21 protein-coding genes and 3 pseudogenes are annotated in these 26,022 nt (G+C 72.4%); 15 read left to right on the top strand and 9 right to left on the bottom strand.

Annotated elements, in window-relative coordinates; genetic code table 11:
* Positions 1-52 precede the first annotated feature (52 nt).
* The 3 genes from ACQ86L_RS19975 to ACQ86L_RS19965 all read right to left on the bottom strand — a co-directional run bounded on the left by ACQ86L_RS19975 (position 53) and on the right by ACQ86L_RS19965 (position 3,171).
* A complete protein-coding gene (locus ACQ86L_RS19975) occupies positions 53-1,003 on the bottom strand; it encodes an MBL fold metallo-hydrolase (protein WP_434316940.1) in 951 nt (316 codons plus the stop codon).
* 64 nt (positions 1,004-1,067) lie between these two features.
* Positions 1,068-2,063 (bottom strand): type I glyceraldehyde-3-phosphate dehydrogenase, encoded by a 996-nt coding sequence (gene gap / locus ACQ86L_RS19970; protein ID WP_434316939.1) that lies wholly within the window; start codon positions 2,061-2,063, stop codon positions 1,068-1,070.
* Between the two features lie 163 nt (positions 2,064-2,226).
* On the bottom strand, positions 2,227-3,171 hold the full coding sequence (locus ACQ86L_RS19965; protein ID WP_434318933.1) for a GlxA family transcriptional regulator: 945 nt from the start codon (positions 3,169-3,171) through the stop codon (positions 2,227-2,229).
* 66 nt (positions 3,172-3,237) lie between these two features.
* Here ACQ86L_RS19965 and ACQ86L_RS19960 point away from each other — a divergent pair, with 66 nt between their 5' ends.
* A complete protein-coding gene (locus ACQ86L_RS19960) occupies positions 3,238-4,533 on the top strand; it encodes an MFS transporter (RefSeq protein ID WP_434316938.1) in 1,296 nt (431 codons plus the stop codon).
* A 4-nt stretch (positions 4,534-4,537) separates the two neighbouring features.
* On the opposite strand, the gene ACQ86L_RS19955 is transcribed toward ACQ86L_RS19960, so the two are convergent.
* Together ACQ86L_RS19955 and ACQ86L_RS19950 are read right to left on the bottom strand one after the other, a co-directional pair.
* Entirely contained in the window at positions 4,538-4,975 is a 438-nt protein-coding gene (locus ACQ86L_RS19955; protein WP_434316937.1) for a type II toxin-antitoxin system VapC family toxin, read from the bottom strand.
* Positions 4,972-5,217 carry a type II toxin-antitoxin system prevent-host-death family antitoxin gene (locus ACQ86L_RS19950; protein ID WP_434316936.1) on the bottom strand — a complete coding sequence of 82 codons (246 nt, stop codon included), beginning with the start codon at positions 5,215-5,217 and terminating at the stop codon, positions 4,972-4,974. The genes ACQ86L_RS19955 and ACQ86L_RS19950 overlap by 4 nt, the downstream gene beginning before the upstream one ends.
* A gap of 128 nt (positions 5,218-5,345) precedes the next feature.
* On the opposite strand from ACQ86L_RS19950, the gene hpaH reads away from it, so the two are divergent.
* The 6 genes and pseudogenes from hpaH (at position 5,346) to hpaD (ending at position 11,785) form a co-directional block, all read left to right on the top strand.
* Entirely contained in the window at positions 5,346-6,131 is a 786-nt protein-coding gene (gene hpaH / locus ACQ86L_RS19945; RefSeq protein WP_434316935.1) for a 2-oxo-hept-4-ene-1,7-dioate hydratase, read from the top strand.
* Entirely contained in the window at positions 6,116-6,928 is an 813-nt protein-coding gene (locus ACQ86L_RS19940) for an HpcH/HpaI aldolase family protein (protein ID WP_434316934.1), read from the top strand. Before hpaH ends, ACQ86L_RS19940 begins: the two co-directional genes overlap by 16 nt.
* Before the next feature lie 79 nt (positions 6,929-7,007).
* Positions 7,008-8,506: pseudogene (locus tag ACQ86L_RS19935) on the top strand (fumarylacetoacetate hydrolase family protein).
* Complete coding sequence (locus ACQ86L_RS19930; protein WP_434316933.1) at positions 8,488-9,168, top strand: GntR family transcriptional regulator; 681 nt, start codon at positions 8,488-8,490, stop codon at positions 9,166-9,168. Before ACQ86L_RS19935 ends, ACQ86L_RS19930 begins: the two are co-directional and overlap by 19 nt.
* Positions 9,169-9,201: 33 nt before the next feature.
* Entirely contained in the window at positions 9,202-10,698 is a 1,497-nt protein-coding gene (gene hpaE / locus ACQ86L_RS19925) for a 5-carboxymethyl-2-hydroxymuconate semialdehyde dehydrogenase (protein WP_434316932.1), read from the top strand.
* Between the two features lie 13 nt (positions 10,699-10,711).
* The gene (gene hpaD, locus ACQ86L_RS19920; protein ID WP_434316931.1) at positions 10,712-11,785 is read left to right on the top strand and encodes a 3,4-dihydroxyphenylacetate 2,3-dioxygenase; all 1,074 of its coding nucleotides are present in this window, start codon (positions 10,712-10,714) and stop codon (positions 11,783-11,785) included.
* Positions 11,786-11,804: 19 nt separating this feature from the next.
* Here hpaD and ACQ86L_RS19915 read toward each other — a convergent pair whose 3' ends face one another.
* Positions 11,805-11,945, bottom strand: coding sequence for a hypothetical protein (locus ACQ86L_RS19915; protein ID WP_434316930.1), 141 nt, complete (start codon positions 11,943-11,945; stop codon positions 11,805-11,807).
* 198 nt (positions 11,946-12,143) lie between these two features.
* On the opposite strand from ACQ86L_RS19915, the gene ACQ86L_RS19910 reads away from it, so the two are divergent.
* Positions 12,144-13,262, top strand: coding sequence for a hypothetical protein (locus ACQ86L_RS19910; RefSeq protein WP_434316929.1), 1,119 nt, complete (start codon positions 12,144-12,146; stop codon positions 13,260-13,262).
* Positions 13,263-13,266: 4 nt separating this feature from the next.
* Here the strand turns inward: ACQ86L_RS19910 and ACQ86L_RS19905 are convergent, their stop codons facing one another.
* Positions 13,267-13,809 carry a cysteine hydrolase family protein gene (locus tag ACQ86L_RS19905; protein WP_434316928.1) on the bottom strand — a complete coding sequence of 181 codons (543 nt, stop codon included), beginning with the start codon at positions 13,807-13,809 and terminating at the stop codon, positions 13,267-13,269.
* On the opposite strand from ACQ86L_RS19905, the gene ACQ86L_RS19900 reads away from it, so the two are divergent.
* From ACQ86L_RS19900 to ACQ86L_RS19885, 4 genes and pseudogenes are all read left to right on the top strand, one after another.
* Positions 13,810-14,286: a (deoxy)nucleoside triphosphate pyrophosphohydrolase gene (locus ACQ86L_RS19900; RefSeq protein ID WP_434316927.1), complete on the top strand. Its 477-nt coding sequence runs from the start codon at positions 13,810-13,812 to the stop codon at positions 14,284-14,286.
* Positions 14,283-15,316: pseudogene (locus ACQ86L_RS19895) on the top strand (alcohol dehydrogenase catalytic domain-containing protein). Before ACQ86L_RS19900 ends, ACQ86L_RS19895 begins: the two are co-directional and overlap by 4 nt.
* A 129-nt stretch (positions 15,317-15,445) precedes the next feature.
* Positions 15,446-16,051, top strand: coding sequence for an HD domain-containing protein (locus ACQ86L_RS19890; protein ID WP_434316926.1), 606 nt, complete (start codon positions 15,446-15,448; stop codon positions 16,049-16,051).
* Between the two features lie 22 nt (positions 16,052-16,073).
* Positions 16,074-16,967, top strand: a complete 894-nt coding sequence (locus tag ACQ86L_RS19885; RefSeq protein WP_434316925.1) for a 3-methyladenine DNA glycosylase — start codon at positions 16,074-16,076, stop codon at positions 16,965-16,967.
* Here ACQ86L_RS19885 and ACQ86L_RS19880 read toward each other — a convergent pair.
* Positions 16,964-19,399 carry a transglycosylase domain-containing protein gene (locus ACQ86L_RS19880; protein WP_434316924.1) on the bottom strand — a complete coding sequence of 812 codons (2,436 nt, stop codon included), beginning with the start codon at positions 19,397-19,399 and terminating at the stop codon, positions 16,964-16,966. The genes ACQ86L_RS19885 and ACQ86L_RS19880 overlap by 4 nt on opposite strands.
* A 212-nt stretch (positions 19,400-19,611) precedes the next feature.
* A pseudogene (locus ACQ86L_RS19875) lies at positions 19,612-22,157 on the bottom strand (ATP-dependent Clp protease ATP-binding subunit).
* A 111-nt stretch (positions 22,158-22,268) separates the two neighbouring features.
* Between ACQ86L_RS19875 and ACQ86L_RS19870 the strand changes: the two are divergent.
* The 3 genes from ACQ86L_RS19870 to ACQ86L_RS19860 all read left to right on the top strand — a co-directional run bounded on the left by ACQ86L_RS19870 (position 22,269) and on the right by ACQ86L_RS19860 (position 25,690).
* On the top strand, positions 22,269-23,354 hold the full coding sequence (locus ACQ86L_RS19870; protein ID WP_434316923.1) for an NAD(P)/FAD-dependent oxidoreductase: 1,086 nt from the start codon (positions 22,269-22,271) through the stop codon (positions 23,352-23,354).
* 120 nt (positions 23,355-23,474) lie between these two features.
* Positions 23,475-25,016: a glycosyltransferase family 39 protein gene (locus ACQ86L_RS19865; RefSeq protein ID WP_434316922.1), complete on the top strand. Its 1,542-nt coding sequence runs from the start codon at positions 23,475-23,477 to the stop codon at positions 25,014-25,016.
* Positions 25,013-25,690, top strand: a complete 678-nt coding sequence (locus ACQ86L_RS19860) for a DedA family protein (protein WP_434316921.1) — start codon at positions 25,013-25,015, stop codon at positions 25,688-25,690. Before ACQ86L_RS19865 ends, ACQ86L_RS19860 begins: the two co-directional genes overlap by 4 nt.
* Positions 25,691-26,022: the final 332 nt, after the last annotated feature.

Raw genomic sequence — 26,022 nt, 5'->3', positions numbered from 1 at the left:
CCGGGCTCGCCCCGAGACGTGAGCCGGTCGGCAAGCGTCGGCGCTGTTGCGCTCACGCCCGTCGGGAGACGAACTCCCGGTGCTGTGCCGTCTGCTGCAGCGCGGAGAGCAGGGTGAAGCCGGCGAGGCCGTCCCAGCCGCCGGTCCAGGTCAGGGTGCGCGCGACCTCCCACACGGTGCCGCCGGGGTGGGCGGCGACCTCGTCCGCGCGGCGGAGGTGGTGGGCGGCGAGGGCGGAGCAGCGCTCGCGCAGGCCGGTGAAGGGGTCCTCGTGGCCGGGGAGGGCGCGGAGGCCGCCCCGATCGAGGCGCGCGACCCGGTCGAGCGATTCGAGGTAGTCGGCGATCGGGTTGCTCTCGGTGGGACCGCCCAGTCCCAGACCGGAGTTGATCGTCGGCAGCACGTGGTCGCCGGTGATGAGGAGGCCGGCCTCCTCATCGTGAAGGCAGAGGTGGCCGCCGGTGTGGCCGGGCGTCCCGACGACGCGGAGGCGGCGGCCGGGGAGGGCGAGCACGTCGCCGTCCGTCAGCACGCCGGTGATCACCGCGTCCAGCTGCGCGGCCGGACCCGTCGGCACAGCGGCGGCGCCGAGGAGCTCGGGGCGGCGCTCGGCGGGGACGCCCCACGCCTCCAGGTCCGGCGCGGGGAGGCCCGCCGCGATCAGTCCGAGCGCGGCTCGCTCGCGCTCGTGGACGAGGACGGAGGCCCCGGTCTCGGCCGCCAGCTGCGCGGCGCCTCCGGAGTGGTCGGCGTGCAGGTGGGTGAGCACGATCGAGGCGACCGGGGATCCCCCGAGGGCCGCCTTCAGCGTCTCGTGCGCCTCCGGGGTCGCGGAGCCTGGGTCGATCACGTGCACGCGGCCGTCCGCGTCCTCGATCAGGTAGGCGTTGCTGAACGGGAGGCCGGTGCCGGGCGGCATGGGGATGCGCACACGGCGGACGCCCGGCGCGATCGGCTCGGCAGCATGGTCGTCGGCGGGGTCGGCGGCGGAGTGCGACGGCATCCCCTCACGGTAGCCGAACGGACCGCGCCCCAGCGGGACGCGGTCCGTCGGCACTGCGGAGGACTCAGCCGGCGAGCAGCGCCAGCGAGTCGACGACGCGGTTGGAGAAGCCCCACTCGTTGTCGTACCAGGCGACGACCTTCACGTGGCGGCCGTCGACGCGGGTGAGCTCCGAGTCGAAGATGGACGACACCGGGTTGCCGGTGATGTCGGAGGAGACCAGGGCGTCCTCCGAGTACTCCAGGATGCCGGCGAGCGTGCCCTCGGCGGCGGCACGGTACGCGGCGAGCACCTCGTCACGGGTGACATCGCGGGCGACGACGGTGTTCAGCTCCACGATCGAGCCGACCGGGACGGGCACGCGGATCGAGTCGCCGGACAGCTTGCCGTCCAGGTTCGGCAGGACCAGGCCGATCGCCTTCGCCGCGCCGGTCGTGGTCGGCACGATGTTGACGGCGGCGGCGCGGGCGCGACGCGGGTCGCGGTGCGGGCCGTCCTGCAGGTTCTGCTCCTGCGTGTACGCGTGGACCGTGGTCATGAAGCCGTGCTCGATGCCGGCCAGGTCGTCCAGGACCGCGGCGAGCGGCGCGAGCGCGTTCGTGGTGCAGGAGGCGTTCGACACGATCGTGTGGACGGCCGGGTCGTAGGCGTCGGTGTTGACGCCGTAGGCGAGGGTGACGTCGGCGCCGTCGGCGGGGGCGCTGACGAGGACCTTCTTCGCGCCGGCCTCCAGGTGGGCGCGCGCGGCGGTCGCGGAGGTGAACCGGCCGGTGGACTCCAGCACGATGTCCACACCGAGCTCGGCCCACGGGAGCTGCGCCGGCTCGCGCTCGGCGAGCACGCGGATGCGGTGGCCGTCGACCACGAGGACGTCGCCGTCCACGGAGACGGGACGGCCGAGGCGGCCGGCGGTGGAGTCGAAGGCCAGGAGCTTGGCGAGCGCGGCCGGCTCGGTCAGGTCGTTGACGGCGACGACCTCCAGGTCGGTGTCGCGCTCCAGGAGGGCGCGGAGGACGTTGCGACCGATGCGGCCGAAGCCGTTGATGGCGATGCGGGTCATGCGGAGGGGATCCTTTCGTTCCCCTCCAGGCTCGCGCCGCTGTCGCAACCTCGCCAGCGGCGCAATCGCCACCCTTCAAAAGGATCCCGCCACGCCCCGACATTCGTGCCGAATGTCGCGATTCGCGGCGCTATTCGCGACATTCTGCACGAATCGCGTGGGGTCAGCCGGCGTCGCCGCTGAAGGTGCGGCGGTACTCGCTCGGCGTAGTGCCGAGGATGCGCTGGAAGTGCAGGCGCAGGTTCGCTCCGGTGCCGAGCCCGACATCCGCCGCGATCTGCTCGACGCTGAGCTCGGAGCGCTCCAGCAGCTCCCGGGCGACGTCGATGCGCGCCCGCATCACCCACTGCATGGGCGTGTAGCCGGTGTCCTCCACGAAGCGGCGGGAGAACGTGCGCGGCGACACCGCCGCCCTGCGTGCGAGCACCTCCAGCGTGAGCGGGTCCCCGAGACGGTGCAGCGCCCACTCCCGGACGGCCGCGAACCGCTCGCCGAGCGGCTCCGGGACGCTGCGCGGGACGTACTGCGCCTGTCCCCCGCTGCGGTACGGCGCAGCGACCAGGCGTCGGGCGGCGTGGTTGGCGGCCGCGATGCCGAGGTCGCGGCGGAGGATGTGCAGGCAGAGGTCGATCCCGCTGGCCGCGCCGGCCGAGGTGAGCACGTCGCCCTCGTCGACGAACAGCACGTTCTCGTCCACCCGGATCAGCGGGTGGCGCTGGGCGAGCGCGCGCGTGTAGTGCCAGTGCGTCGTGGCGCGCTTGCCGTCGAGGAGGCCGGTCGCCGCGAGGGCGAAGGCACCGGTGGAGATCGCCGCCAGCCGCGCGCCGCGCGCGTGCGCCGCGAGCAGGGCCTCCACGACCGCCGCCGGCGGGTCGTCGCGGTCGGGATGGCGGTAGCCGGGCAGGAACACGATGTCCGCCCAGCCCAGCGCCTCCAGGCCGTGCGCCACGTGGTACGAGAGCCCGTCGCCGCCGGTCACGAGCCCGGGGGCCGCACCGCACACGCGGACCTCGTACGGCATGCTCGCGCGCGTGGTGAACACCTGCGCCGGGATGCCGACGTCCAGCGGCTTGGCGCCCTCCAGCACGAGGACGGCGACGCGATGCAGACGGTCCGACACGGGTTCAGGCTAGCGGGGCGGGCGGGGTCCTACGCTGAAGCCCATGGAGTTGTCGTGACGTCCGGCGATCGGGACCTCGCGGCGGACGAGGCGCTGCGCCGCCGGGTCCAGCGCCGCACGCTCGCCGTGGTGGTCGCGAGCCAGGTGCTCGGCGGCGCGGGTCTCGCCGCGGGTGTCACGGTCGGCGCCCTGCTGGCCCAGGAGCTGGTCGGCGCCGACTCGCTCGCCGGCCTCCCCGCCGCGCTGATCACGCTCGGCTCGGCCGGCGCCGCCTTCGTCGTGGGCCGGGTCAGCCAGCGACGAGGGCGGCGGATCGGGCTCGGGATCGGCTTCGGCGCCGGCGGCCTCGGCGCGCTCGGCGTCGTCGTCGCCGCAGCCACCGACGACGTCCCGCTGCTCTTCGTCGCCCTCCTGGTCTACGGCGCGGGGACCGCGACGAACCTCCAGGCGCGCTACGCCGGCTCGGATCTCGCCGCGCCGTCCGCCCGGGGCACGGCGGTGAGCGTGGCGCTGGTCTCCACGACGCTGGGTGCGGTCGCAGGACCGAACCTCGTCGCCCCGATGGGCTCGGTGGCGGTCGCGCTCCGCATCCCCGCGCTCGCCGGGCCGTTCCTGCTCGCGGCGGCGGCGTACCTCCTGGCGGGGCTCGTGCTGGTGCTGCTGCTCCGGCCGGACCCGTTGCTGCTCGCGAGGCGGCTGGAGGCGGACGCGGCGTCCGCGGCGTCTGCGGCGTCCGCGGCGTCCGCCGAACGGGACGCAGCGGCGCCTGCACCGGTCCCACCGGTCGGCCGCGGCGCGATCGTCGGTGCGGCTGTGATGATCCTGACCCAGATCGCCATGGTCGCGATCATGACCATGACGCCGGTGGAGATGCGCGCCCACCACCACGACCTGTCCGAGGTGGGCGTAGTCATCGGGATCCACATCGCCGCGATGTACCTGCCGTCGCCGCTCACCGGCCTCCTGGTGGACAGAGTCGGCCGCATCCCGATGGCCGTCGCCGCCGCCGTCACGCTGCTGGCCGCAGGCGTGGTCGGCGCGGTCGCCCCCGCGGACTCACTGGGGCTCCTCGTACTGGCCCTCGCGCTGCTCGGCCTCGGCTGGAACTTCGGCCTGATCTCCGGCACGGCCCTCGTCATCGACGCGACCACTCCCGCGAACCGCGCCAGGACGCAGGGCACGATCGACGTGCTGATCGCGCTGGCGGGTGCGGGCGGCGGCGCGATGTCCGGCGTCGTGATGGCGAGCGCCGGCTACGCGCTGCTGTCCATCGCAGGCGGGGTGCTCTCCGCGCTGCTGGTGCCGGTCGTGTTCTGGGCGCTGCGGCCGCGGTCGGCGGCGAGGCCGTGAGGGCCTACCGGCTCGGGATCTTCGCGAACCGGGTTTCCCACGGGTTGAACATGCTGACGCCGAACAGCTCGAAGTCGCGCGCATTGCGGGTGACCAGCGTCAGCTTGCCGATCTCGGCCGTCGCGGCGATCAGCGCGTCCCGCTCGGGGCGCGGATCGGGCACGTGGTAGCCGGCGGCCAGTCCGGCGACCTCGGCGTCGACGGGGAGGATGCGTTCGTGGAAGATCGTCATCACGTCGTCCTGCCATCGCCTGAGCTTGATCCCCTGCACGGGGTCGACGCGCTCCTTGCGCTGGATGCCGAGTTCGAGCTCGAAGATCGTGACCGCCGAGAGATGCAGCGAGAACGGGTTCTGCCGTTCGAGCCAGCGGATGACGTCCGGGTCCTCACGCTCGGGGCGGCGCGTCGCCGACAGCGTCATGGTGTCGAGCAGCCACTTCACAGGTCGATGTCTTTCGCCTGGAAGGTCATCGGCGGGAACTCGACGTCGAAATCCGCGTCGTCGTCCTGACGGAGGAGGTCGACGATGTTGTCGGCCGTCCCAGTGATCTGCCTGTACGTCGCGTAAGTCAGGAGCACGAACGACGGCTCGCCGCGGTCGGTGATGATCAGCGGCTCCGTGGCCGCCTCCCGCTTCGCCGCCGAGGTGTCCTGATTGAACGCCCTGGCCGTCATGATCGCCATGCTCGCCTCCCCAAGGTAGCTACGTAGCTACAAACGCTATCACACGGGAGCGACCGGATGATATACGATCCTGAACGGGCCTCCTCCGGGCCCGGATGACGCCCTCCGACGACGACAGGGAGCCGCCGATGCTCGACACCTCCACCATCCACGCGATCGCGGACGAGCTCGCGGACGCCGAGCGCGGGCGCACGACGGTCCCGCTGCTGACGGCCCGCCACCCCGGCATGACGGTGGACGACGCCTACGCCGTGCAGCGCGTCTGGGTCGAGCGCGGGCTCGCCGCCGGGCGGCGGCTGGTCGGCCGCAAGATCGGGCTGACGTCCAAGGTGATGCAGCAGGCGACGGGGATCACCGAGCCGGACTACGGCGCGATCTTCGCGGACATGGTCCACGAGACCGGGTCGGTCATCCCGTTCGACCGGTACTCGAACGTGCGGATCGAGGTCGAGCTGGCCTTCGTGCTCGCCGAGCCGCTGGAGGGGCCGGACGCCACGCTGTTCGACGTGCTGGACGCGACCCGGTACGTCGTGCCGGCGCTGGAGATTCTGAGCTCGCGCATCGAGCTGGCGGGCCGCACCATCGTCGACACCATCTCCGACAACGCCGCGATGGGCGGCATGGTCGTCGGCGGGCGCCCGGTCGCGACCGACGCGGTCGACCTGCGCTGGGTGTCCGCGCTGCTGTACCGCAACGAGACCATCGAGGAGTCCGGCGTCGCCGCCGCGGTGCTCGACCATCCGGCCGCCGGTGTCGCGTGGCTGGCGAACAAGCTCGCGCAGCACGGGACGCGCCTGGAGGCCGGGGACATCGTCCTCGCCGGCTCGTTCACCCGCCCGCTCTGGGTGGAGCGCGGCGACACCATCCACGCCGACTACGGGACCCTGGGAGCCGTGACATGCCGATTCGCCTGACCCCCGCGCCGACCTTCGCCGACCGCCTGCGCGCGGCCGACCGCACCCTGTACGGGATGTGGTCGTGCGCGGGCAGCCCGCTCGTCGCGGAGATCTGCGCGGGCAGCGGGCTCGACATCCTCCTGATCGACGGCGAGCACTCCCCCGTCGGGCTGGAGTCGATCCTCGCGCAGCTCCAGGCGGCGGCGGCCTACCCGGTCGTCCCGGTGGTGCGCGCGCCGATCGGGGACGCGGTGATCCTCAAGCAGCTCCTCGACCTGGGCGCGCAGAACGTGCTCGTGCCGATGGTGTCCAGCGTGCGGGAGGCCGAGGAGCTGGTGCGGGCGGTGCGATATCCGCCGCTCGGCGTCCGCGGCGTCGGCAGCGCGCTGGCGCGGTCGTCGCGCTGGAGCCGCATCCCGGACTACCTGGCGCGCGCCCACGAGCTGGTGTCGCTGACCGTGCAGGTCGAGACGACCGACGGCCTCCACGCGGCAGGCGCCATCGCGGCGGTGGAGGGCGTGGACGCCCTGCTCGTCGGCCCGGCGGACCTCGCGGCGTCGATGGGACTGCTCGGGCAGCAGGACCACCCGGACGTGGTGGCCGCCGTCGAGCGCGTCATCCGCGCGGGGCGGGAGGCCGGGACCCCGGTGGGCGTGAATGCCTTCGACCCGGCGATGGCCGCCCGGTACGCGGAGGCCGGCGCCGCCTATGTGCTGGTCGGCAGCGACGTGACGCTGCTGGCGCGGGCCTCGGAGGGGCTCGCGTCGCAGTTCATCGGCGACGCGGACAGCGGTCCGGCTCCGGCGTCACACTGACGCCCTTCCGCAGGTTCGCCAGATCGTATACAATCTCGAATACGTTCCACCCATCCCCGACGACGAGGAGACCTGAGCTGTGAGCGACCCCGGCCGGCCCGGCAAGATCATCGCGGTGCACCTCAACTACCGCTCGCGCGCCGCGCAGCGCGGACGGACCCCGGCGCAGCCCTCCTACTTCTTCAAGCCGGCCTCCTCGGTCGCGGCCTCCGGCGACGCCCTCGAGCGTCCGGCCGGGACCGAGCTCCTCGCGTTCGAGGGCGAGGTCGCGCTCATCATCGGCCGGCCCGCCCGCCGGGTCTCCCCCGACGAGGGCTGGGCGGCCGTGTCCGGCATCACCGCCGCGAACGACTTCGGCCTCTACGACCTGCGCGCCGCCGACAAGGGCTCCAACGTCCGCTCGAAGGGCGGCGACGGCTTCACCCCGCTCGGCCCCGCGATCATCCCGGCCGCCGCCGTCGATCCCGGCGCGGTGCGGGTGCGCACCTGGCTGAACGGCGAGCTGGTGCAGGACGGCACGAGCGACGACCTGCTCTTCCCGTTCGGCCGCCTGGTCGCCGACCTCTCTCAGCTGATGACGCTCGAGCCCGGCGACGTCATCCTCACCGGCACCCCGGCCGGCTCGTCGGTCACCCAGCCCGGCGACACGGTGGAGGTCGAGGTCGACGCCCCGACCGCGCCGGGCGCCCCGAGCTCCGGGCGGCTGGTCACCCGCATCACCGAGGGCACTGTCGCGTTCGGCGACTTCGGGTCGAAGCCGAGCGTGGACGAGTTGCAGCGGTCTGAAGCGTGGGGGCGGTGGAGCTCAGGGGCAGCGCGGAGCGATGCCGCGACCCCAGCCCCGAGGGAGCCTGCGACCGAGGTTCCGGGACAAGCACAGTTCGTCTTGACCGACGAGCTCCGCTCCCGGTTGGCCTCCGTCTCCACCGCCACCCTCAGCTCCCAGCTCCGCAAGCGCGGCCTCAACGCCGTCTCGATCGACGGCCTCACCTCCACCCGTCCCGGCGCCCGCCTGGTCGGCACCGCCCGGACGCTGCGCTACCTCCCGGGACGCGAAGACCTCTTCGCGTCGCACGGCGGCGGCTACAACGCCCAGAAGCGTGCGTTCGACGCGGTCGGCGCCGGCGAGGTGCTCGTGATCGAGGCCCGCGGCGAGCGCGGCAGCGGCACCGTCGGCGACCTCCTCGCGCTGCGCGCCCAGGTCAACGGCGCGGCCGGGATCGTGACCGACGGCGGCGTCCGCGACCTCGCGGAGGTCGCCTCCTCGACATCCCGACCTACCACGCCGGGCCGCATCCGGCGGTGCTCGGCCGCAAGCACGTCCCGTGGGACGCGGACGTGGCGATCGCCTGCGGCGGCGCGACCGTGCTGCCGGGCGACGTCATCGTGGGCGACGCGGACGGCCTCCTCGTCATCCCGCCCGCGCTCGTCGCCGAGGTGGTCGCGGACGCCCTCGAGCAGGAGCGCGAGGAGGAGTTCATCGCGGAGATGGTGCGGGCCGGCGAGAAGGTCGACGGCCTGTTCCCGATGAACGCGGCCTGGAAGGAGAGGTACCGGGCATGGCTGACGCAGCAGTGAGGCAGGCCGCGGCGCCGAGCAAGTCCCAGCTCGCCTACGACTTCATCCGCGCCCGCATCGACGACGGCCGCTACGTGTCCGGGTTCCGGCTCGTCCTCGGCCAGATCGCCGGTGAGCTCGGCATCAGCGTCGTCCCGGTGCGGGAGGCGATCCGGCGGCTGGAGGCCGAGGGGCTGGTCACGTTCGAGAAGAACGTCGGCGCGCAGGTCGCCCTGCTGCACGATGCCGAGTACGCGTACACGATGGAGACCCTCGCGCTGGTCGAGGGCGCGGCCACCCGGCTGTCCGCCCCGCTGCTGACCGGCGACCACCTCGATCGCGCCCGGCTGATCAACCGCGAGCTGATCGCGTGCCTGGACGACTTCATCCCGCACCGCTTCACCGAGCTCAACCAGCGGTTCCACTCGGTGCTGTTCGAGGAGTGCCCGAACCCGCACATCCTCGACCTCGTGCAGCGCGGCTGGAACCGCCTGACCGTGCTGCGCGACTCCACCTTCAGCTTCGTGCCCGGCCGCGCCCGCGAGTCGGTGACCGAGCACGAGCAGCTCCTCCGGCTGATCGAGACCGGCGCCGACCCCATCGACATCGAGCTCGCCGCCCGCGACCACCGGCTCGCGACGCTGGACGCGCTCCAGCACTACCAGGCCGAGCGTCAGCACTGACGTCCCACCGATCCACGTAACAGGAGGCCGCGCATGCCGCAGCACCACGTCCCCGCCGATCTCCCGGCGACGATCCAGCACTTCATCGACGGGAGGTTCGTCGACAGCGTCTCCGGAAAGACGTTCGACGTGCTCGACCCGGTGTCCAACGAGACGTACGCGCAGGCGGCCGCCGGCCAGAAGGAGGACATCGACCTCGCCGTCGCCGCCGCCCGCCGCGCGTTCCGCGAGGGGCCGTGGCCGCAGATGAAGCCGCGTGAGCGCGCCCGCGTCCTGAACCGGATCGCCGACGCCGTCGCCGCGCAGGACGCCCGGCTGGCCGAGTTGGAGACCTTCGACACCGGCCTCCCGATCACCCAGGCGCTCGGCCAGGCGCAGCGCGCGGCCGAGAACTTCCGGTTCTTCGCCGACCTGATCGTGGCGCAGGCCGACGACGCCTACAAGGTTCCCGGCAGCCAGCTCAACTACGTCAACCGCAAGCCGATCGGCGTCGCGGGCCTCATCACGCCGTGGAACACGCCGTTCATGCTGGAGAGCTGGAAGCTCGCCCCCGCGCTCGCGACCGGCAACACGGTGGTGCTCAAGCCGGCCGAGTTCACCCCGCTGTCGGCCTCGCTCTGGGCCGAGATCTTCCGCGACGCCGGTGTGCCGGACGGCGTGTTCAACCTGGTCAACGGCCTCGGCGAGGAGGCCGGCGACGCGCTGGTGAAGCATCCCGACGTCCCGCTCATCTCGTTCACCGGCGAGAGCAGCACCGGGCAGCTCATCTTCGCCAACGCCGCGCCCTTCCTGAAGGGCCTGTCGATGGAGCTCGGCGGCAAGTCCCCCGCGATCGTCTTCGCCGACGCCGACCTGGACGCCGCGATCGACTCCACCCTGTTCGGCGTGTTCTCGCTGAACGGCGAGCGCTGCACCGCCGGCTCCCGCATCCTGGTCGAGCGCGCGGTCTACGACGAGTTCACCGAGCGGTACGCCGAGCGCGCCAAGCGCATCGTCGTCGGCGACCCGCACGACCCGAAGACCGAGGTCGGCGCGCTCGTGCACCCCGAGCACTACGCGAAGGTGATGAGCTACGTCGAGCTCGGTAAGCAGGAGGGCCGCCTCCTCGCCGGAGGCGGGCGCCCCGAGGGGATCGACCACGGCAACTACATCGCGCCGACCGTGTTCGCGGACGTCGCGCCGGACGCGCGCATCTTCCAGGAGGAGATCTTCGGCCCGGTCGTCGCGATCACCCCGTTCGACTCGGAGGCCGAGGCCCTGGAGCTGGCCAACGGCGTCAAGTACGGCCTCGCCGCGTACCTCTGGACCAACGACCTGACCCGCGCCCACACCTTCGCACAGAACGTGGAGGCCGGGATGGTCTGGCTCAACTCGCACAACGTCCGCGACCTGCGCACCCCGTTCGGCGGGGTGAAGGCCTCGGGCCTCGGCCACGAGGGCGGCTACCGCTCCATCGACTTCTACACCGACCAGCAGGCCGTCCACATCACGCTGGGCCCGGTCCACACGCCGCGCTTCGGCGCCGAATGACGAAGGAGTCAGCATGAGCACGCCCATCCCCACCCCCGCCTCCGCGCCGCCGGACGTCGTCCGCGCTGCGTACATGGAGCTCGTCGTCACCGACCTGCAGGCCAGCCGCGACTTCTACGTCGACGTGCTCGGCCTGCACATCACCGAGGAGGACGAGGACGCGGTCTACCTGCGCAGCCTGGAAGAGTTCATCCACCACAACCTGGTGCTGCGGAAGGGCCCGGTCGCCGCCGTCGCCGCGTTCGCGTACCGCGTGCGGACACCCGAGGACCTCGACCGCGCCGTCGCGTTCTACACCGAGCTCGGCTGCCGGGTCGAGCGCCGGCCCGGGGGCTTCACGAAGGGCATCGGCGACAGCGTCCGCGTGGAGGACCCGCTCGGCTTCCCGTACGAGTTCTTCTACGACGTCCAGCACGTCGAGCGCCTGACCTGGCGCTACGACGTCCACACGCCGGGCGAGCTGGTGCGCATCGACCACTTCAACCAGGTGACCCCGGACGTCCCGCGCGCCGTGAAGTACATGGAGGACCTCGGGTTCCGGGTGACGGAGGACATCCAGGACGAGGCGGGCACGACCTACGCCGCGTGGATGCGCCGCAAGCCCACTGTGCACGACACCGCGATGACCGGCGGCGACGGCCCGCGCATGCACCACGTCGCGTTCGCCACCCACGAGAAGCACAACATCATCGCGATCTGCGACAAGCTCGGGGCCCTGCGCATGAGCGACGCCATCGAGCGCGGCCCGGGTCGCCACGGCGTCTCCAACGCGTTCTACCTCTACCTGCGCGACCCCGACGGCCATCGCGTCGAGATCTACACGCAGGACTACTACACCGGCGACCCGGACAACCCGGTCGTCACCTGGGACGTCCACGACAACCAGCGCCGCGACTGGTGGGGCAACCCGGTCGTGCCGTCCTGGTACACGGACGCGTCGCCGGTCCTCGACCTGGACGGGAACGTGCAGCCGCTGACGGCCCGGACGGACGACTCGGAGATGGCCGTGACGATCGGTGCGGACGGGTTCTCGTACACGCGGAAGGACGACACGGAGCACGGGTTCAAGTTGGGAGCGCAGTTGTAAGGAGGGGTGCGGGCGGGGCTCAGGCCGTCGCCGCCGCCGGCGGCACATGCGCCAACCCCAATCCCCGCTCCCCATACGTGCTGCGCACCTCCGCGATCACCACGCGGTACGGCCCGATCCACCGCTCGTGGACGCTCTTGGCCTCCTTGTGCACCGGCATCCCGATCAGCTGGTGCAGCGCCTCCAGCGTCTCCCAGTGGTAGACCTCGGCGTGGAGGCCGGTGGCGTCGTTGTGCCACTCCTCCTCGCCGACGGAAAAGTACCAGGAATCGGCCAGCCCGCAGCGGCCCGCTCGCGCCTACCCTGGGTGCTGTCGACGCCGATCCCCGGCGCCGACGCCGCAGGATCGGAGCGGATCATGGGTTGGAGACTCAAGAACCTGACGACGGCCACCTCCGGGGCGCCGCATGCCGTGTACCAGCCGACCGCGTGGCTGTTCGCGCAGTTCACGCGCCACGTCGTGTTCCAGGGCTACAACTCGCTCACCGGCGGCGACGGCCAGCTCTACGAGCTGTACTGCAGCGCGAGCGACGACTGGAACGTCAAGAACCTGGTCTCCGAGGCGGGAGGCGCGGCCGCGGCGACCAACGCGAACGGTTACATCTGGGCGCACCAGGGCTCGCAGCACGTCGTGTACCAGGGCCAGCGGTTCGACGGCCATGTCCACGAGCTCTGGTACACCGAGGACGACGGCTGGAACGCCAACGACCTCACCGAGGCGGCGGGAGCGCCGCTCACCCTCTCGCAGCCGTTCGGCTACGAGACGTACTACGACGGCACGCAGCGCGTCGTCTACCAGGCGCGCGGCGGGGGCCACATCCACGAGCTGAGCAACTCCGGGAACGGCTGGCACGACCTCGACCTGACCGCGGCGACCGGGGCCCCGCCGTGCGCCCCGGACGCCGCGCCGACCGGGTACTCGTTCGAGGACCAGAAGACCGCGCACGTGCTGGTGCGCACCGACGTCGGGCACCTGCTGGAGTTCTGGAAGGACGCCTCCGCCTGGCACTGGGGAGACCTCACCGCGGTCACCGGGGCGCCGATCGTGAGCGACGCGGAGACGGTGAACGGGTACGTCTTCCGCGGCCAGGGCACGCAGCACATCGACTATGTGAGCGGCAACGGCCGGCTGATCGAGCTGTGGTGGGATGCGTCGGGCTGGCACTACTTCGACCTCACCACCGCCGCGTCCGCGGTCACGCCGTACGCCACCTCCAGCCCCGCGGGCTACGCGTTCGAGGCGGGACTGTTCCAGCCGGTCGCGACGCAGCACGTGATCTTCACCGGGCACGACAACAACGTGCACGAGCTCTGGTGGCGTGAAGGCGTCTGGCACACGAACGACATCGGGCCGCTGGTGGGCGCCCCGGCGATCGTCGGGGACCCGGTGGCGTTCGTGGAGGTCGACGAGGGCACGCAGAACGTGTTCTACCTCAGCGACGCGCACGAGATCATCGAGCTGCGCTGGACCCCGTGAGCGCTCAGAACTCGACGTCGGCCGCCGCCGCCACCGCGAACTCCTGACCCGGGTAGCGCAGCCCGGAGAAGTACCGGTTGGTGTGCGCGACGATCTGCTCCGCGCTGATGGTCACGCCCTCCCACTGCGCGTCGGTGGTCGTGTGCGCGTCCCCGACGAGCACGACATCGAAGCCGCGCACGGCCGCGCTCTGCGTCGTGGTGCGGATGCAGAAGTCCGTCTGCGCGCCGGCGACGACCAGGCGGGTGGCGTCGAGGGATTCCAGCACCTCGTCCAGGTCGGTGCCCGCGAACGCGTCGCGGTACTCCTTGCGGACGAGCGCCTCGCCCCTCGCCGGGACCAGGCCGTCGGCGAGCTGCCACGGCGCGCTCTCCCACGGGAGGTCCTCCTCCTCGTGCTGCACCCAGACCACCGGGGTGCCGGCGGCGCGCGCCCGCTCGACGAGCGCGGCGGCGCGGGCGACGACGCCGTCCGCGTCCAGGCAGCCGGGGAGCACCCCCTTCTGCAAGTCGATCACGAGCAGGACGGTCGGGTTCGAGTCGGTCACGTGACCATCCTGGCATCCCGGACGGGGCAGGATGGGACGGTGACCTCACCGAGCAGACCCCTCCCCGTCGTCGCGGCGGTGATCGTGCGCGGCGGGGCCGTGCTGGCCTGCCGGCGCGCGGCGCACAAGGACGCGGCGGGGCGGTGGGAGTTCCCCGGGGGCAAGGTGGAGGCCGGCGAGACGTCCCAGGAGGCGCTGCTCCGCGAGCTGCGCGAGGAGCTCGGCGCCGCGGTGCGGGTGGGCGCGCTGCTCGACAGGACCGTGACCGGGGGTGTGGAGCTCGCCTGTTATGCGGTGACGCTGGAGGGCGCCGCGCCGACGGCCTCCACCGATCACGACGCGCTGGAGTGGCGCGCGACCGACGACCTCGACGGGCTCGACTGGGCCGACGCCGACCGGCCGGTGGTCGCGCTGCTGGGGAGGATGGGGGCGGCGGAGCTGGCCGCTGCGACCGGTTTTGAGGAGGAGTCCCGATGAAGGCGCTGCACTATGAGACATTCTCCGGCCCGGTCGGCGTCGGCGACCTCCGCTCGCCCGAGGTTCCGGACGGCGGTGCGCTGATCCGCGTCGGCGCCTCCGGGCTCTGCCGGAGCGACTGGCACGCCTGGGCCGGCCACGACGACTCGGTGCGGCTGCCGCACGTCCCGGGACACGAGTTCGCCGGGATCGTGGAGGCGGTCGGAGCCGGCGTCGAGGGCTGGCGGCCGGGCGACCGGGTCACGGCGCCGTTCGTCAACGGGTGCGGCGCCTGCGAGTGGTGCTTGTCGGGCCAGGCGCAGGTGTGCCCGCAGCAGACCCAGCCCGGCTTCACGCACTGGGGCTCGCACGCCGAGGTCGTGGTCGTGCGGGCCGCCGACCTCAACCTGGTGGCGGTGCCCGACGGCCTCCCGGACTCCGCCGCGGCGGCCCTGGGCTGCCGGTTCGCGACCGCGTACCGCGCGCTGACCGCGCGAGCCGTCCTCCGCCCCGGCGAGTGGATCGCGGTCTACGGCGCGGGCGGCGTCGGGCTGAGCGCGATCGCGATCGCCCGCGCGCTGGGCGCACGTCCGATCGCGATCGACCGCTCGTCCGACGCGCTCGACGCGGCCGCCCGCGTCGGCGCCGAGCACACCGTCCCGGCCGGCACGGACGCGCCGGAGACCGTCGCCGCCCTGACCTCCGGCGGCGCACACGTCTCGGTCGACGCGGTGGGCTCGGCCGAGACCGCCGCCGCGAGCGTGCTGTCGCTGCGCCGCCGCGGCCGGCATGTGCAGATCGGCCTCCTGGCCGGCGGGATGCCCGTGCTGCCGCTGGACCGCGCGATCGCCTGGGAGCTGGACCTCCTCGGCAGCCACGGGATGGCGGCCGCCGACTACCCGGGGATGCTGGCGCTCGTGGCGTCCGGCGCCCTCCGGCCCGAGCTGCTGGTCACCCGCACCGTCGGCCTGGCCGAGGCCGCGCGCCTCCTCCCCTCGCGGAGTCCGCCCCCAGCACCGGAATCACCGTCCTCGACCCCACCCGCCCCTGACACCGCGCCGACATTCGTGCCGAATGTCGAGAAACGGCACGCGAAACACGACATTCGGCACGAAAATGTCGGCCGGAAACGGGTGGTGGCGGGCCGGATCTGTGCGGTCGCGGGCGGCAGGATGGAGGCATGCGCCTCGCCGACATCCCCGTCCCCGACTCCGCCGCGGCCCGGGCCGCGCTCGAGCTCGCCACCGAATACCACACGCCGTCCCTGCTCAACCATGTGATCCGGTCGTGGCTGTGGGCGGAAGGCTTCGCGACCGTGGAGGGCCTGCATGGCGTCGACCGCGAGCTGCTCTATGTGTCCGCCGTGCTCCACGACATCGGGATCGTGCCCGCCTTCGACAACCACACCCTCGCCTACGAGGACGCCGGTGGCCACGTCGCGAAGGCCCTCACGGCGGGCGCCGGCTGGCCCGCCGCGCGCCGTACCCGCGCGCACGAGGTGATCGTCCGGCACAACTGGCCGGAGGTCGACCCGGCCTTCGACCCGGAGGGCCACCTGCTGGAGGTCGCGACCGCGCTCGACATCTCCGGCGTGCGGCCCGACGTGCTGCCGGTGGAGTTCCGGCGCGAGGTCGTCACCGCGTTCCCGCGACTCGGCCTCGCTGCCGAGTTCACCGCCTGCGTGACCGACCAGGCCGAGCGCAAGCCGGACACCGCGGCGAAGCGGATCGTCGATCGCGGGGTCGCGGAGAAGCTGCGGCGCAACCCGCTGGAGTCCCTCGGCTGACGCGGCCGCGTATCCTCGTCTGGTGACAATCCCGCTCCCCGCCGCCGACTGGCGCGCCCGCGAGGCCGCGCACGCCGAGCGCGCCGACGCGCTCACGGCCGGTCACCGCGCCCGCGCCTCCCGCGGCGAGAAGCACCCGATCGAGGACTTCCTCTTCACCTACTACGCCTACTCGCCGTCTGTGCTGCGCCGCTGGCACCCCGGCGCCGGGGTGGAGCTGCTGGAGGCCGCGGGCGACCCGCGCGCGTCCTGGCGCTGGTACACCGCAGGCGCGACGCCCGGCGCCCTCGTCGTCGACCGCGCCGCGATGGAGCGCGAGAAGGCGCCGCTGCTCGGCACGATCGAGCGCATCCTCCGCTCGACCGCCGCGCGGCCGGGACAGTTCGGCTGCTTCGGCCTGCACGAGTGGGCGATGGTCTACCGGCAGGACGAGCACCGCCACGACGTCCCGCTGCGGCTCGGCCAGGGCGGCACCGACGCCGTGGTGGAGGCCGCTGAGCTGCGCTGCACGCACATCGACGCGTTCCGCTTCTTCACGCCCGAGGCCGTGCCCCGCAACCGCTTCGCGCCCACGCGCGAGACGCAGCCGGAGCTGGAGCAGCCCGGCTGCCTGCACGCCGGGATGGACGTCTACAAGTGGGCGATGAAGCTCGGCCCGCTCGTCCCGGGCGAGCTCCTGCTCGACGCGTTCGAGCTCGCCCGCGACATCCGGATGCTCGACATGCAGGCCTCGCCCTACGACATGCGGCCGTGGGGCGCGGAGCCCGTGCGCGTCGAGACCGCGGAGGGCAAGGCCGAGTACGTGCGCAGGCAGCGCGCGTTCGCCGAGCGGTCGAACGCCCTGCGCGAGCGGGTGCTCGAAGCGTGGCCGGGCGGTCGGCGGGTCACGCCCGCCCCGGACCGCGTCCCGGCTTAGCCGCCGTTGCCTCCGCCGCCGCCCTTGCCTCCGCCTCCGCCGGTTCCTCCACCGAGGAGGCCGCCGCCGGTCGGCTGCGGCGTCGGGGTGGTGGTCGGCGCCGGCGTCGACGTGTTCTGACCCGAGCTGATCTGGAGGGTGATGCTCGACCCGCCGTCCACGGAGGAGCCCGACGACGGGTCCGTGCCCGCGACGGTGCCGGCCGGCTGGTCGCTCGGGACCGGCGTCTGGTCGACGGTCACCGTCAGCCCGAGCCCCTGGAGCAGCGTGGTCGCCTGGTCGGGCGTCTTGCCGCTCACGTCGGGCACGGTCACCTGGCTGCCGTACAGCACCGAGCTGTCGGGCTTCGGGAAGGAGTCGCCGCCGTAGACGTCGTCGAGCGCCTTCAGGATCGGCTTGGCGATCGAGAACTTGACGTTGCCGCCGCCGATGCCGTCGAAGTCGAGGCTCCGCAGCGGGACGGACCCGGACACGTTGCCCACCCAGGTGGCCTGGGCGACCTTGGTGGTGGAGGTGATCATCCAGTTCTGCAGCGAGTCGTCCGTCGTTCCGGTCTTGCCCATGATCGGGGTGCCGTCGTACGGGTTCGCGCTGGCCGCGGTGCCGCCGCCGCGCATGACGCCCTGCAGCGCGTAGGTGATGCCGGACGCGATGTTCTTCTGGAGGCCCTGCGTGCAGGTCGACGGACTCACCTTGTGCGGGGTCCCGTCCGCGTTGACGACCTTGTCGATCGCGATCGGCGTGCAGACCGTGCCGCCGTTCGCGATTCCCGCGTAGGCCGTCGCCATCGTCAGCGGCGCGATGTTGTTCGTGCCGAGGATCATCGACGGGTAGGAGTTGAGCTGCGCGCCGCTCTTGGCCGGATGCACGCCGAGGCTCTGCGCCGCCTTGAGGATGGAGCAGAGGTCGGTCTTGGTGGCCATCATGGCGAACGCGGTGTTGACGGACTGCGCCGTCGCCGACATCACCGACAGCCGGCTCGCCGACCCTTCGTCGTTGGACACCGGCCAGTCCGGCCCGGACACCGTGCCGCACGAGCTGTGGAACTGGGACATCGAGAAGTTGTGCTGGGAGGCGTCGATCGACTCGTACAGACTGTGGCCGCCCTCCAGCCAGCCGGCGAGGTCGAACGCCTTGAACGTCGAGCCGGTCTGGAAGCCCTGCGAGCCTCCGTAGGCCTCGTCGGTGTTGTAGTTCACCGCCGTGGTGCCGGGCTGCGCCTGGTCGGTGTTGTTGAAGGCCTTGTTCTGCACCATCGTGACGATGCGCCCGGTGCCGACCTCGACCGACACGTTCGTCGCGCCGACGTCGATGTCGGGCCGCGACGCCGGGATGTACTTGGAGATCGACTGCTGGGCAGCGGCCTGGAGGTCGAGGTTCAGGGTCGTGTAGATCTTGAGCCCGCCGCGGTTGAGCGTGGTCCAACGGTCGGCGCTGGTCTTGCCGTACGCCGGGTCGTTGAGGATGACGTCGCGGACGTAGTCGCAGAAGAACGCCGCGTTGACGTTCTGCGCGATGGCGCAGCCCGAGGCCGTCTGCGTGACGGTGGGCTGGATGGCCGCCTTCTTGGCGGCGTCCCGGTCGGCCAGCGAGATCTTGTGGTTCACGTACATGCGGTCGAGCACGTAGTCGCGCCGCTGCTTGGTGAGCTTGTAGCCGTTCGCGGCGCCGTTGTCCTTGTTGTTCGGCTCGTCGATGCGGAGGTTCGACGGGTTGTTGACGATGGCGATCAGGGTCGCCGCCTGCGGGAGGGTGAGGTTGGCGGCGCTGGTGTTGAAGTAGTACTCCGACGCCGCCTCGATGCCGTACACCTGGCCGCCGAAGCCGACGACGTTGAGGTAGCCGAGCAGGATGTCCTGCTTGCTGTACTTCTTCTCCAGCCCGACCGCGTACCGCATCTCCTGGATCTTGCGCTGCAGGGTGACACCCGCGGCGTCGTTGTAGCAGGCCTGGACCTTCTTCTGGTCGGTGAGCCCCTCGCAGTGCTCCACCTCGACGTTCTTGACGTACTGCTGGGTGATGGACGACCCGCCCTGGACGTTCCCGCCGACGACGGTGGAGAGCGCGCCGCGCACGGTGCCGAACAGGTCGACGGCGCCCTCGCTGTAGAACCGGGGGTCCTCGGCGGAGGTGGCGGCGTCCTTGGCGACGTTCGCGACCTGGGCCCAGGCGACGTCCTTGCGGTTCTGCGCGTAGAACTGGGCGATCGGGACGTCGTTCCCGCCCTGCTTGGCGTACACGGTCGAGTTCTGCGCGAACTGCCCGATGTTGAGGTCGGCCGGCAGCTTGTTGAAGTCGCTGATGCCCGCAGCGGCCGCTACGCCGGCTCCCAGGAAACCCGGAAGGAAGAACAAGGTCGAGAGCACTGCGGCGACGAGCGCGAGCGCCACCCACTGCACGATCGCGGCGTTTCGGGTGCGCGGAGTACGCATCTCGAACCGCTTGAGGGGCTCGATACGCTCGTCGATCGCCTGAAGGCGCGGGGAATTTGGGAATCTGTCCGGGTTGGGCACGTATCCACGCTTCCAGGGTCTGCTGTGGGACGGGTTGAGACATGCACTGTACCCCTATGGGGACTTTCAGGAAGGGGCGCGGAAAGGCGCCGGCCCCCGAAGGAGCCGGCGCCTCGCACCGCTGAGCGCGCTTACGCCGCCGCGGCGTACACCGCCCGTGGCCGCACCTGCAGCGCCCCGTCGACGGCGTCCACCACGACGGTCCCGCCGTCCACCACGCTGCCCGCGACCATCAGCTCGGCGATCCGGTCGTCCACCTCGCGCTGGATGACGCGGCGGAGCGGACGGGCGCCGTACTCCGGCTCGTAGCCGGCCTCGGCGATCCACGCCACGGCCGCCTCCGTCACCTCGAAGCCGATCGAGCGGTGTGCCAGCCGGGCCGCCGTCGCCTGCAGCAGCAGGCGGACGATGTCGCGGAGCTGCTCGGTGTCCAGCTTGCGGAACAGCACGATCTCGTCGATGCGGTTCAGGAACTCGGGACGCATGGCCTCCCGGAGCTTGCCCATCACGCGGTCGCGGATGTCCTTGTCGGACGCGAACCCGTCGGAGCCCGCAGCCACGAAGCCGAGCGCGCCGCTGCGGGACGCCAGGAACTCGGAGCCCAGGTTGGAGGTCATGATGACGACCGTGTTGCGGAAGTCGACCGTGCGGCCCTGGCCGTCCGTCAGCCTGCCGTCGTCCAGCACCTGCAGCAGCAGGTTGAACACGTCGGGGTGCGCCTTCTCGATCTCGTCGAACAGCACCACCGAGTACGGGTTGCGGCGCACGCGCTCGGTGAGCTGGCCGGCCTCGTCGTAGCCGACGTATCCGGGAGGGGCGCCGACCAGGCGGGCGACCGTGTGGCGCTCGCCGAACTCGCTCATGTCGAACCGGATCATCGCCTTGTCGTCGCCGAACAGCGACTCCGCCAGCGACTTGGCCAGCTCGGTCTTGCCGACGCCGGTCGGGCCGAGGAACAGGAACGAACCGACCGGGCGGCGCTCGTCGCCGAGGCCGGTGCGGTTGCGGCGCACCGCCTTCGCGACGGCCGTCACGGCGTCGTCCTGGCCGATGACGCGCGCGTGCAGCTCCGACTCCAGCGCGGCGAGGCGCTCGCGGTCGGCGTCGCCGATGCGGGACACCGGGATGCCGGTCGCCCGGGACACGATCGCCGCGATCTCGGGCTCGTCCACGACCGCCTCCGCAGCGTGGCGCGGGGCCTTCCCGAGCTCGTCGATCCCGTGCTGGACGGCCTCCATCTCGTCGCGCAGGCGGGACGCCTCCTCGTAGTGCTCGGCGGCGACGGCGGAGTTCTTCTCGGACTCCAGGGTCGCCAGCCGCTGCATCAGCTCGGACGCGTCGACGCGCTTGCCGAGCGACAGCCGCAGCCGCGCGCCGGCCTGGTCGATCAGGTCGATCGCCTTGTCCGGCAGGAACCGGTCGGAGATGTAGCGGTTGGACAGCTCCACGGCCGCGCGGATCGCCTCCGGCGTGTACGACACGGCGTGGTGGTCCTCGTAGGCGGAACGCAGGCCGTCCAGGATGAGCACGGCGTCCTCGACGCTCGGCTCGCCGACCATCACCGGCTGGAAGCGGCGCTCCAGCGCCGGGTCCTTCTCGATGCGGCGGTACTCCTTGAGCGTGGTGGCCCCCACCAGGTGGAGGTCGCCGCGCGACAGGCGCGGCTTGAGGATGTTGCCCGCGTCCATGCCGCCGGACTCGCCGGACCCTCCGGCGCCGACCACGGTGTGCAGCTCGTCCACGAACACGATCAGCTCGTCCTTGCCCGCGCTGATCTCGTCCATGAGCTTCGTGAGCCGCTCCTCGAAGTCGCCGCGGTAGCGGGTGCCGGCGACCATTCCGGCGAGGTCGAGCGCGACCACCTTCTTCTCCAGCAGCTGGTCGGGGACGTCGCCGGCGACGATCGCGCGGGCCAGGCCCTCCACGATCGCGGTCTTGCCGACGCCGGCCTCGCCGACCAGGACGGGGTTGTTCTTGGTCCGGCGGGAGAGGATCTCGACGGTCTGCTCGATCTCGTCGAGCCGGCCGATGACCGGGTCCAGCTTGCCCTCGCGCGCGAGCGCGGTCAGGTCGGTTCCGAACTGGTCGAGCATCGGGGTCTCGGAGTCGCCTGCCGCCTCGGCGGCCTCCTGACCTCCCGCGCCGACCGTGGCGGACTGCCGCATGGCGTTGGTGAGGGAGTCCGGGGTGACGCCCGCGGCCTGGAGGACCTGACCGGCGGGCGCGTCCTGGCCGATCACGAGCGCGAAGAAGAGGTGCTCGGGGTCGATGTAGGTCGCACCGGAGGCGCGGGCCACCTGGTAGGCGTGGAACAGTACGCGCTGGGCGGACGCCGTGATCGAGGCGCCGTCGGCGTCGATGGGCTCGCCGGAGGCCGGGAGGCGCTGCTCGGCGGCGTCGGCGACCGCGGACGGGTCGACGCCGATGCGGCGCATGGCCTCGGACGCGGGCTCCTGGCGGGCCATCACGCGGAGGATGTGCAGGGCGTCGAGCTCGCGGTGGCCGTGCTCAAGCGCGTAACGGCCCGCCTCGGCGAGGAGTTCCTGCGTGCGCCGGCTGAGGAACCGGCTGATGTCGATGGAGCGCGCGGCGCGGGCGCGCTCCCCGCGAGGTAGCGCGAGAGGAACTCGTCGAACGAGTTCTCGCTGCCGCTCTCAGGGGTGAAGTTCTCGGGCACCTGATCTCCTGTTTCATAAAGTTGAGTTGGTTGCACTCAAGTTCAACGATTCGGGGGAAGGTTTATTCCGGGATGCGGGGACGAATTCGGCGCGGTGGTACCGTCGCCCGCATGGGGAAGCACGGCGTCTCGAACAGTCCCGGTCCGGCCGTCGTGGTGATCGGCGACGGCGTCGCGGGTGCGGCCACCGCCTTCGCGCTCGCCCGGCTCGGCGCCGCGGTCACGATCCTGGACGCCGGCCTCCCCGGACGCGCGACCGACGCGGGCGCGGGCATCGTGCAGCCGTGGAGCACCAGCGCGGGCGGCGACTTCTACGAGCTCTACGCGGCCGGGGCCGACTTCTATCCGGAGCTGATCGACCGGCTGGCCGAGGCGGGCGTCCACGACATCGGCTACCGGCGCTCGGGCGCGCTCGTCGTCAACCGGGAGGCGGCCGTCATCGACGAGGTGGAGGCCAGGGTCCGCGGACGCGCTGCCGCCTCCCGCACCGCCGGCGAGGTGCGCAGGGTGGGCGCGGCGGAGGCGCGCGAACTGTTCCCTCCGCTGGCCGACGACCTCCACGCCCTCCACATCGCGGGAGGCGCCCGGGTGGACGGGCGCGCGCTGCGCACCGGCCTGCTCGCCGCCGCGACCGCCCTCGGCGCGACGCACCTGGACGCCACCGCAGCGCTCGACGCCGACCGGGTCGTGACCGTCGACGGGGAGACCGTCCCCGCCGACGCCGTCGTGGTCGCCGCGGGCGCCTGGACCGACCGCGTGCTCCTCCCGCTCGGTGTCCGCGTGCCCGTGGAGCCGCAGCGCGGCCAGCTCGTGCACCTGCGCGTCGACGCCGACACCCGCGCGTGGCCGTCCGTGCACCCGGTCGCCCCGCACTACCTGGTGGCGTTCGACGCCGGGCGGATCGTCGCGGGCGCCACCCGGGAGGCCGGCTCCGGGTTCGACGCCCGGGTGACGGCGGCGGGCGTCCGGCAGGTGCTGGACGATGCGCTCGCGATCGCGCCCGGCCTGGCCGACGCGACGGTGGTCGAGACGTGGGTCGGGCTGCGCCCCGCCCCGGAAGGCGACCTCCCGACCGCGGGCCCGGTGGACGACCGGCCCGGCCTCTACGTCAGCACCGGCTTCGGCGCCGGGGGCCTCACCATGGGCCCGCTGATCGGCGACCTGCTTGCGGAGCGCATCCTCGCAACGCTCGCCTGACCGGCTCTTCACCGGCTATCCTTCCGGCGTTCACCGCCGTCTTGGACTTTTCTGGGGACGACGGGGATTGACTGGGAACGGACGCTGATTCGGAAGGACGGTGCCGACCTGTCTGTCACGATGCTGCGGCCGGCCCCGACCAGGAGTGCCGCCACGCTCACCCGCCCCGCGGTGCTCGCCGCGCTGTTCGGCGTGCTCGCGACCGCGCTCGCGGCCATCGGCTCCGGCATCCCGTCGCTCTGGGGCGACGAAGCCACCAGCATCATGTCCGCGCAGCGCACGCTGCCGTCGCTGTTCCGGATGCTCGGCAACGTCGACGCCGTGCACGGCACGTACTATCTGGGCCTGCACTTCTGGGGCGACCTGGTCGGGTTCTCCCCGTTCGCGGTCCGGCTCCCGAGTGCGATCGTGGTCGGGCTCGCCACCGCGGCCGTCGTGCTGCTGGCGGCGCGGCTGCGGGACGCCCGCACGGCGGTCATCGCCGGCCTGGTCTGCGCGATCCTCCCCCGCGTCACCTACATGGGCGAGGAGGCGCGGTCGTTCGCGTTCTCGGCGGCGGTCGCCGCGTGGCTGACCGTGCTGCTGGTCGCCGCGCTCGACCGCCGGCGTCCGCGGGCGGCGTGGTTCGTCGGCTACGGCGTGCTGCTCGCGGCCGGGACGTACGTCTTCCTCTACACGATCCTGTTCGTGGTGGTCCACGGCGTGATCGTCGCCGTGTGCCGCCCGCCGCGACGCACCGTCCGCGGCCTGCTGATCGCGGTCGGCGCCGCGGTGTCGGCCGTCGCTCCGCTGCTGGTCTTCGCGATCGGCCAGCACCACCAGATCTCCTACCTCGGCGCAGTGCCGCAGCTCTCGGCGGAGACCCTGTTCAGCGGACTGTGGTTCGGCGACTCCTGGCCGCTCGCGATCGCGGCCTGGGCGCTCATCGTCGTGGCCGCGGCGGTCGCGATCCGGCAGTGGATGCGTGCCGCGCGCGCCCGCGGAGAGCGGTTCTTCGCCCGCGGGGAGTCGCGCCTCCCGACGCTCGTCGGCGTCGCCCTGCTCTGGCTGCTGCTGCCGCCCGCCATCCTGATCGCCGTGCAGTCGTTCGTGCCCGACTTCACCGCCCGGTACGTGTCGTTCTGCGCGCCGGCCGCTGCGCTGCTGATCGCGTGCGGTGTGGACGACCTCCTCCGGTGGCGGCGCTGGGCGGGCGCGGTCGCCGGCGTGCTCGTGCTCGCGCTGTGCGTCCCGGTCTATGTGGCGGAGCGCACGCCCTACGCGAAGAACCAGAGCGACTGGGCGGAGGTCTCGGCCGCGATCGGAGCGCATGCCCGCCCCGGCGACGCGGTCGTGTTCGACGAGTCGGCCAAGCCGTCCAAGCGCCCGCGCCTCGCCGAGCACACCTACCCGGCGGGCTTCGAGGACACGACGGACGTCGCCATCGACCTCCCGGCCGCCAAGACGACGTCGTGGCACGACAGCGCCTACACTGTGCGCCAGGCCGCCGCCCGCGGCCGGTTCGACAGGGTCGACCGGGTCTGGCTGATCGAGTACGCCTCCTCCCGCGGCTCCGTCGACGACTACGGCGTCGCCGACCTCACCACTCTCGGCTTCCACGAGACCACCACGCGGATCGCGACGCATCGCGAGCTGATCTCGCTGTACGAAAGGACCCCATGACCCCCCACGCACTGGCCGCCGCCGGCGCCCTCGTCCATACCGGCCTCCTCGACCCACAGGGCCTCATCCAGGCCGCAGGACCCTGGGCGCTGGTCGGCATCTGCGCGATCGTCTTCGCCGAGACCGGCCTCCTGCTGGGCTTCTTCCTGCCCGGCGACACCCTGCTGTTCTTCGCGGGCGTGCTGACGCTCACCGGACACATCCCGCAGCCGCTCTGGCTGGTGATCGTGGCCGTCGCCATCGCCGCGATCCTCGGCGGGGAGGTCGGCTACCTGATCGGCCGGAAATCGGGACCCGCGGTGTTCGACCGGCGCGAGTCCGGCGTGTTCAGCCGGGCGAGCGTGACCCGCACTCAGGCCTTCTTCGACAAGTACGGCAGCGGCGCGGTCGTGGTCGCGCGCTTCGTCCCGGTGGTGCGCACCTTCGCGCCGGTCGCGGCGGGCGTCGGCCGGATGCGGCACGGCGTGTTCAGCCTGTTCAACGTGATCGGCGCCGCGGTCTGGGCCGCCGCCGTCACCCTCATCGGGTTCGGACTCGGCCACATCCCGGGCGTCGCGGACTTCGTGTCGAAGTACCTGGACATCGTCCTCATCGGGATCGTCGTCATCTCGGTCGGGCCGGTGCTGGTGCGTGCGATCGCGCTCCGGCGGCGGAAGTCGCGCGTCGAGTCGTGAGGCACGGCGCCCGGCGTCGGCGGCCGCCGCTAGCGTAGGGGCCATGGTCGTCACCCTGGACCGCGACGAAGCGCGCCGGATCGCCGTGCGCGCGCAGCGCCTGGACGCCGACCGGCCCGCCGGGCTCGTGCCGCTCGCCGAGAGCCTGACCTTCCTCCAGCTCGACCCCACGGCCGCCATAGCGCCGAGCGCGGACCTCATCGCGTACACGCGCCTCGGGGCGGCCTACCGGCCCGAGACCCTCGTCGCGGCGCTGGAGACCGACCGGCTGCTCTACGAGGTGAAGGCGATGGACGATCCCGTCACCCCGCCGTTCGCGATGGTCCGGCCGG

This window comes from Leifsonia sp. P73, from assembly GCF_051059105.1.
GTDB lineage: Bacteria > Actinomycetota > Actinomycetes > Actinomycetales > Microbacteriaceae > Leifsonia.
The sequence above is the reverse complement of the archived record's forward strand: the minus strand, read 5'-3'. Positions and strand labels throughout refer to the sequence as shown.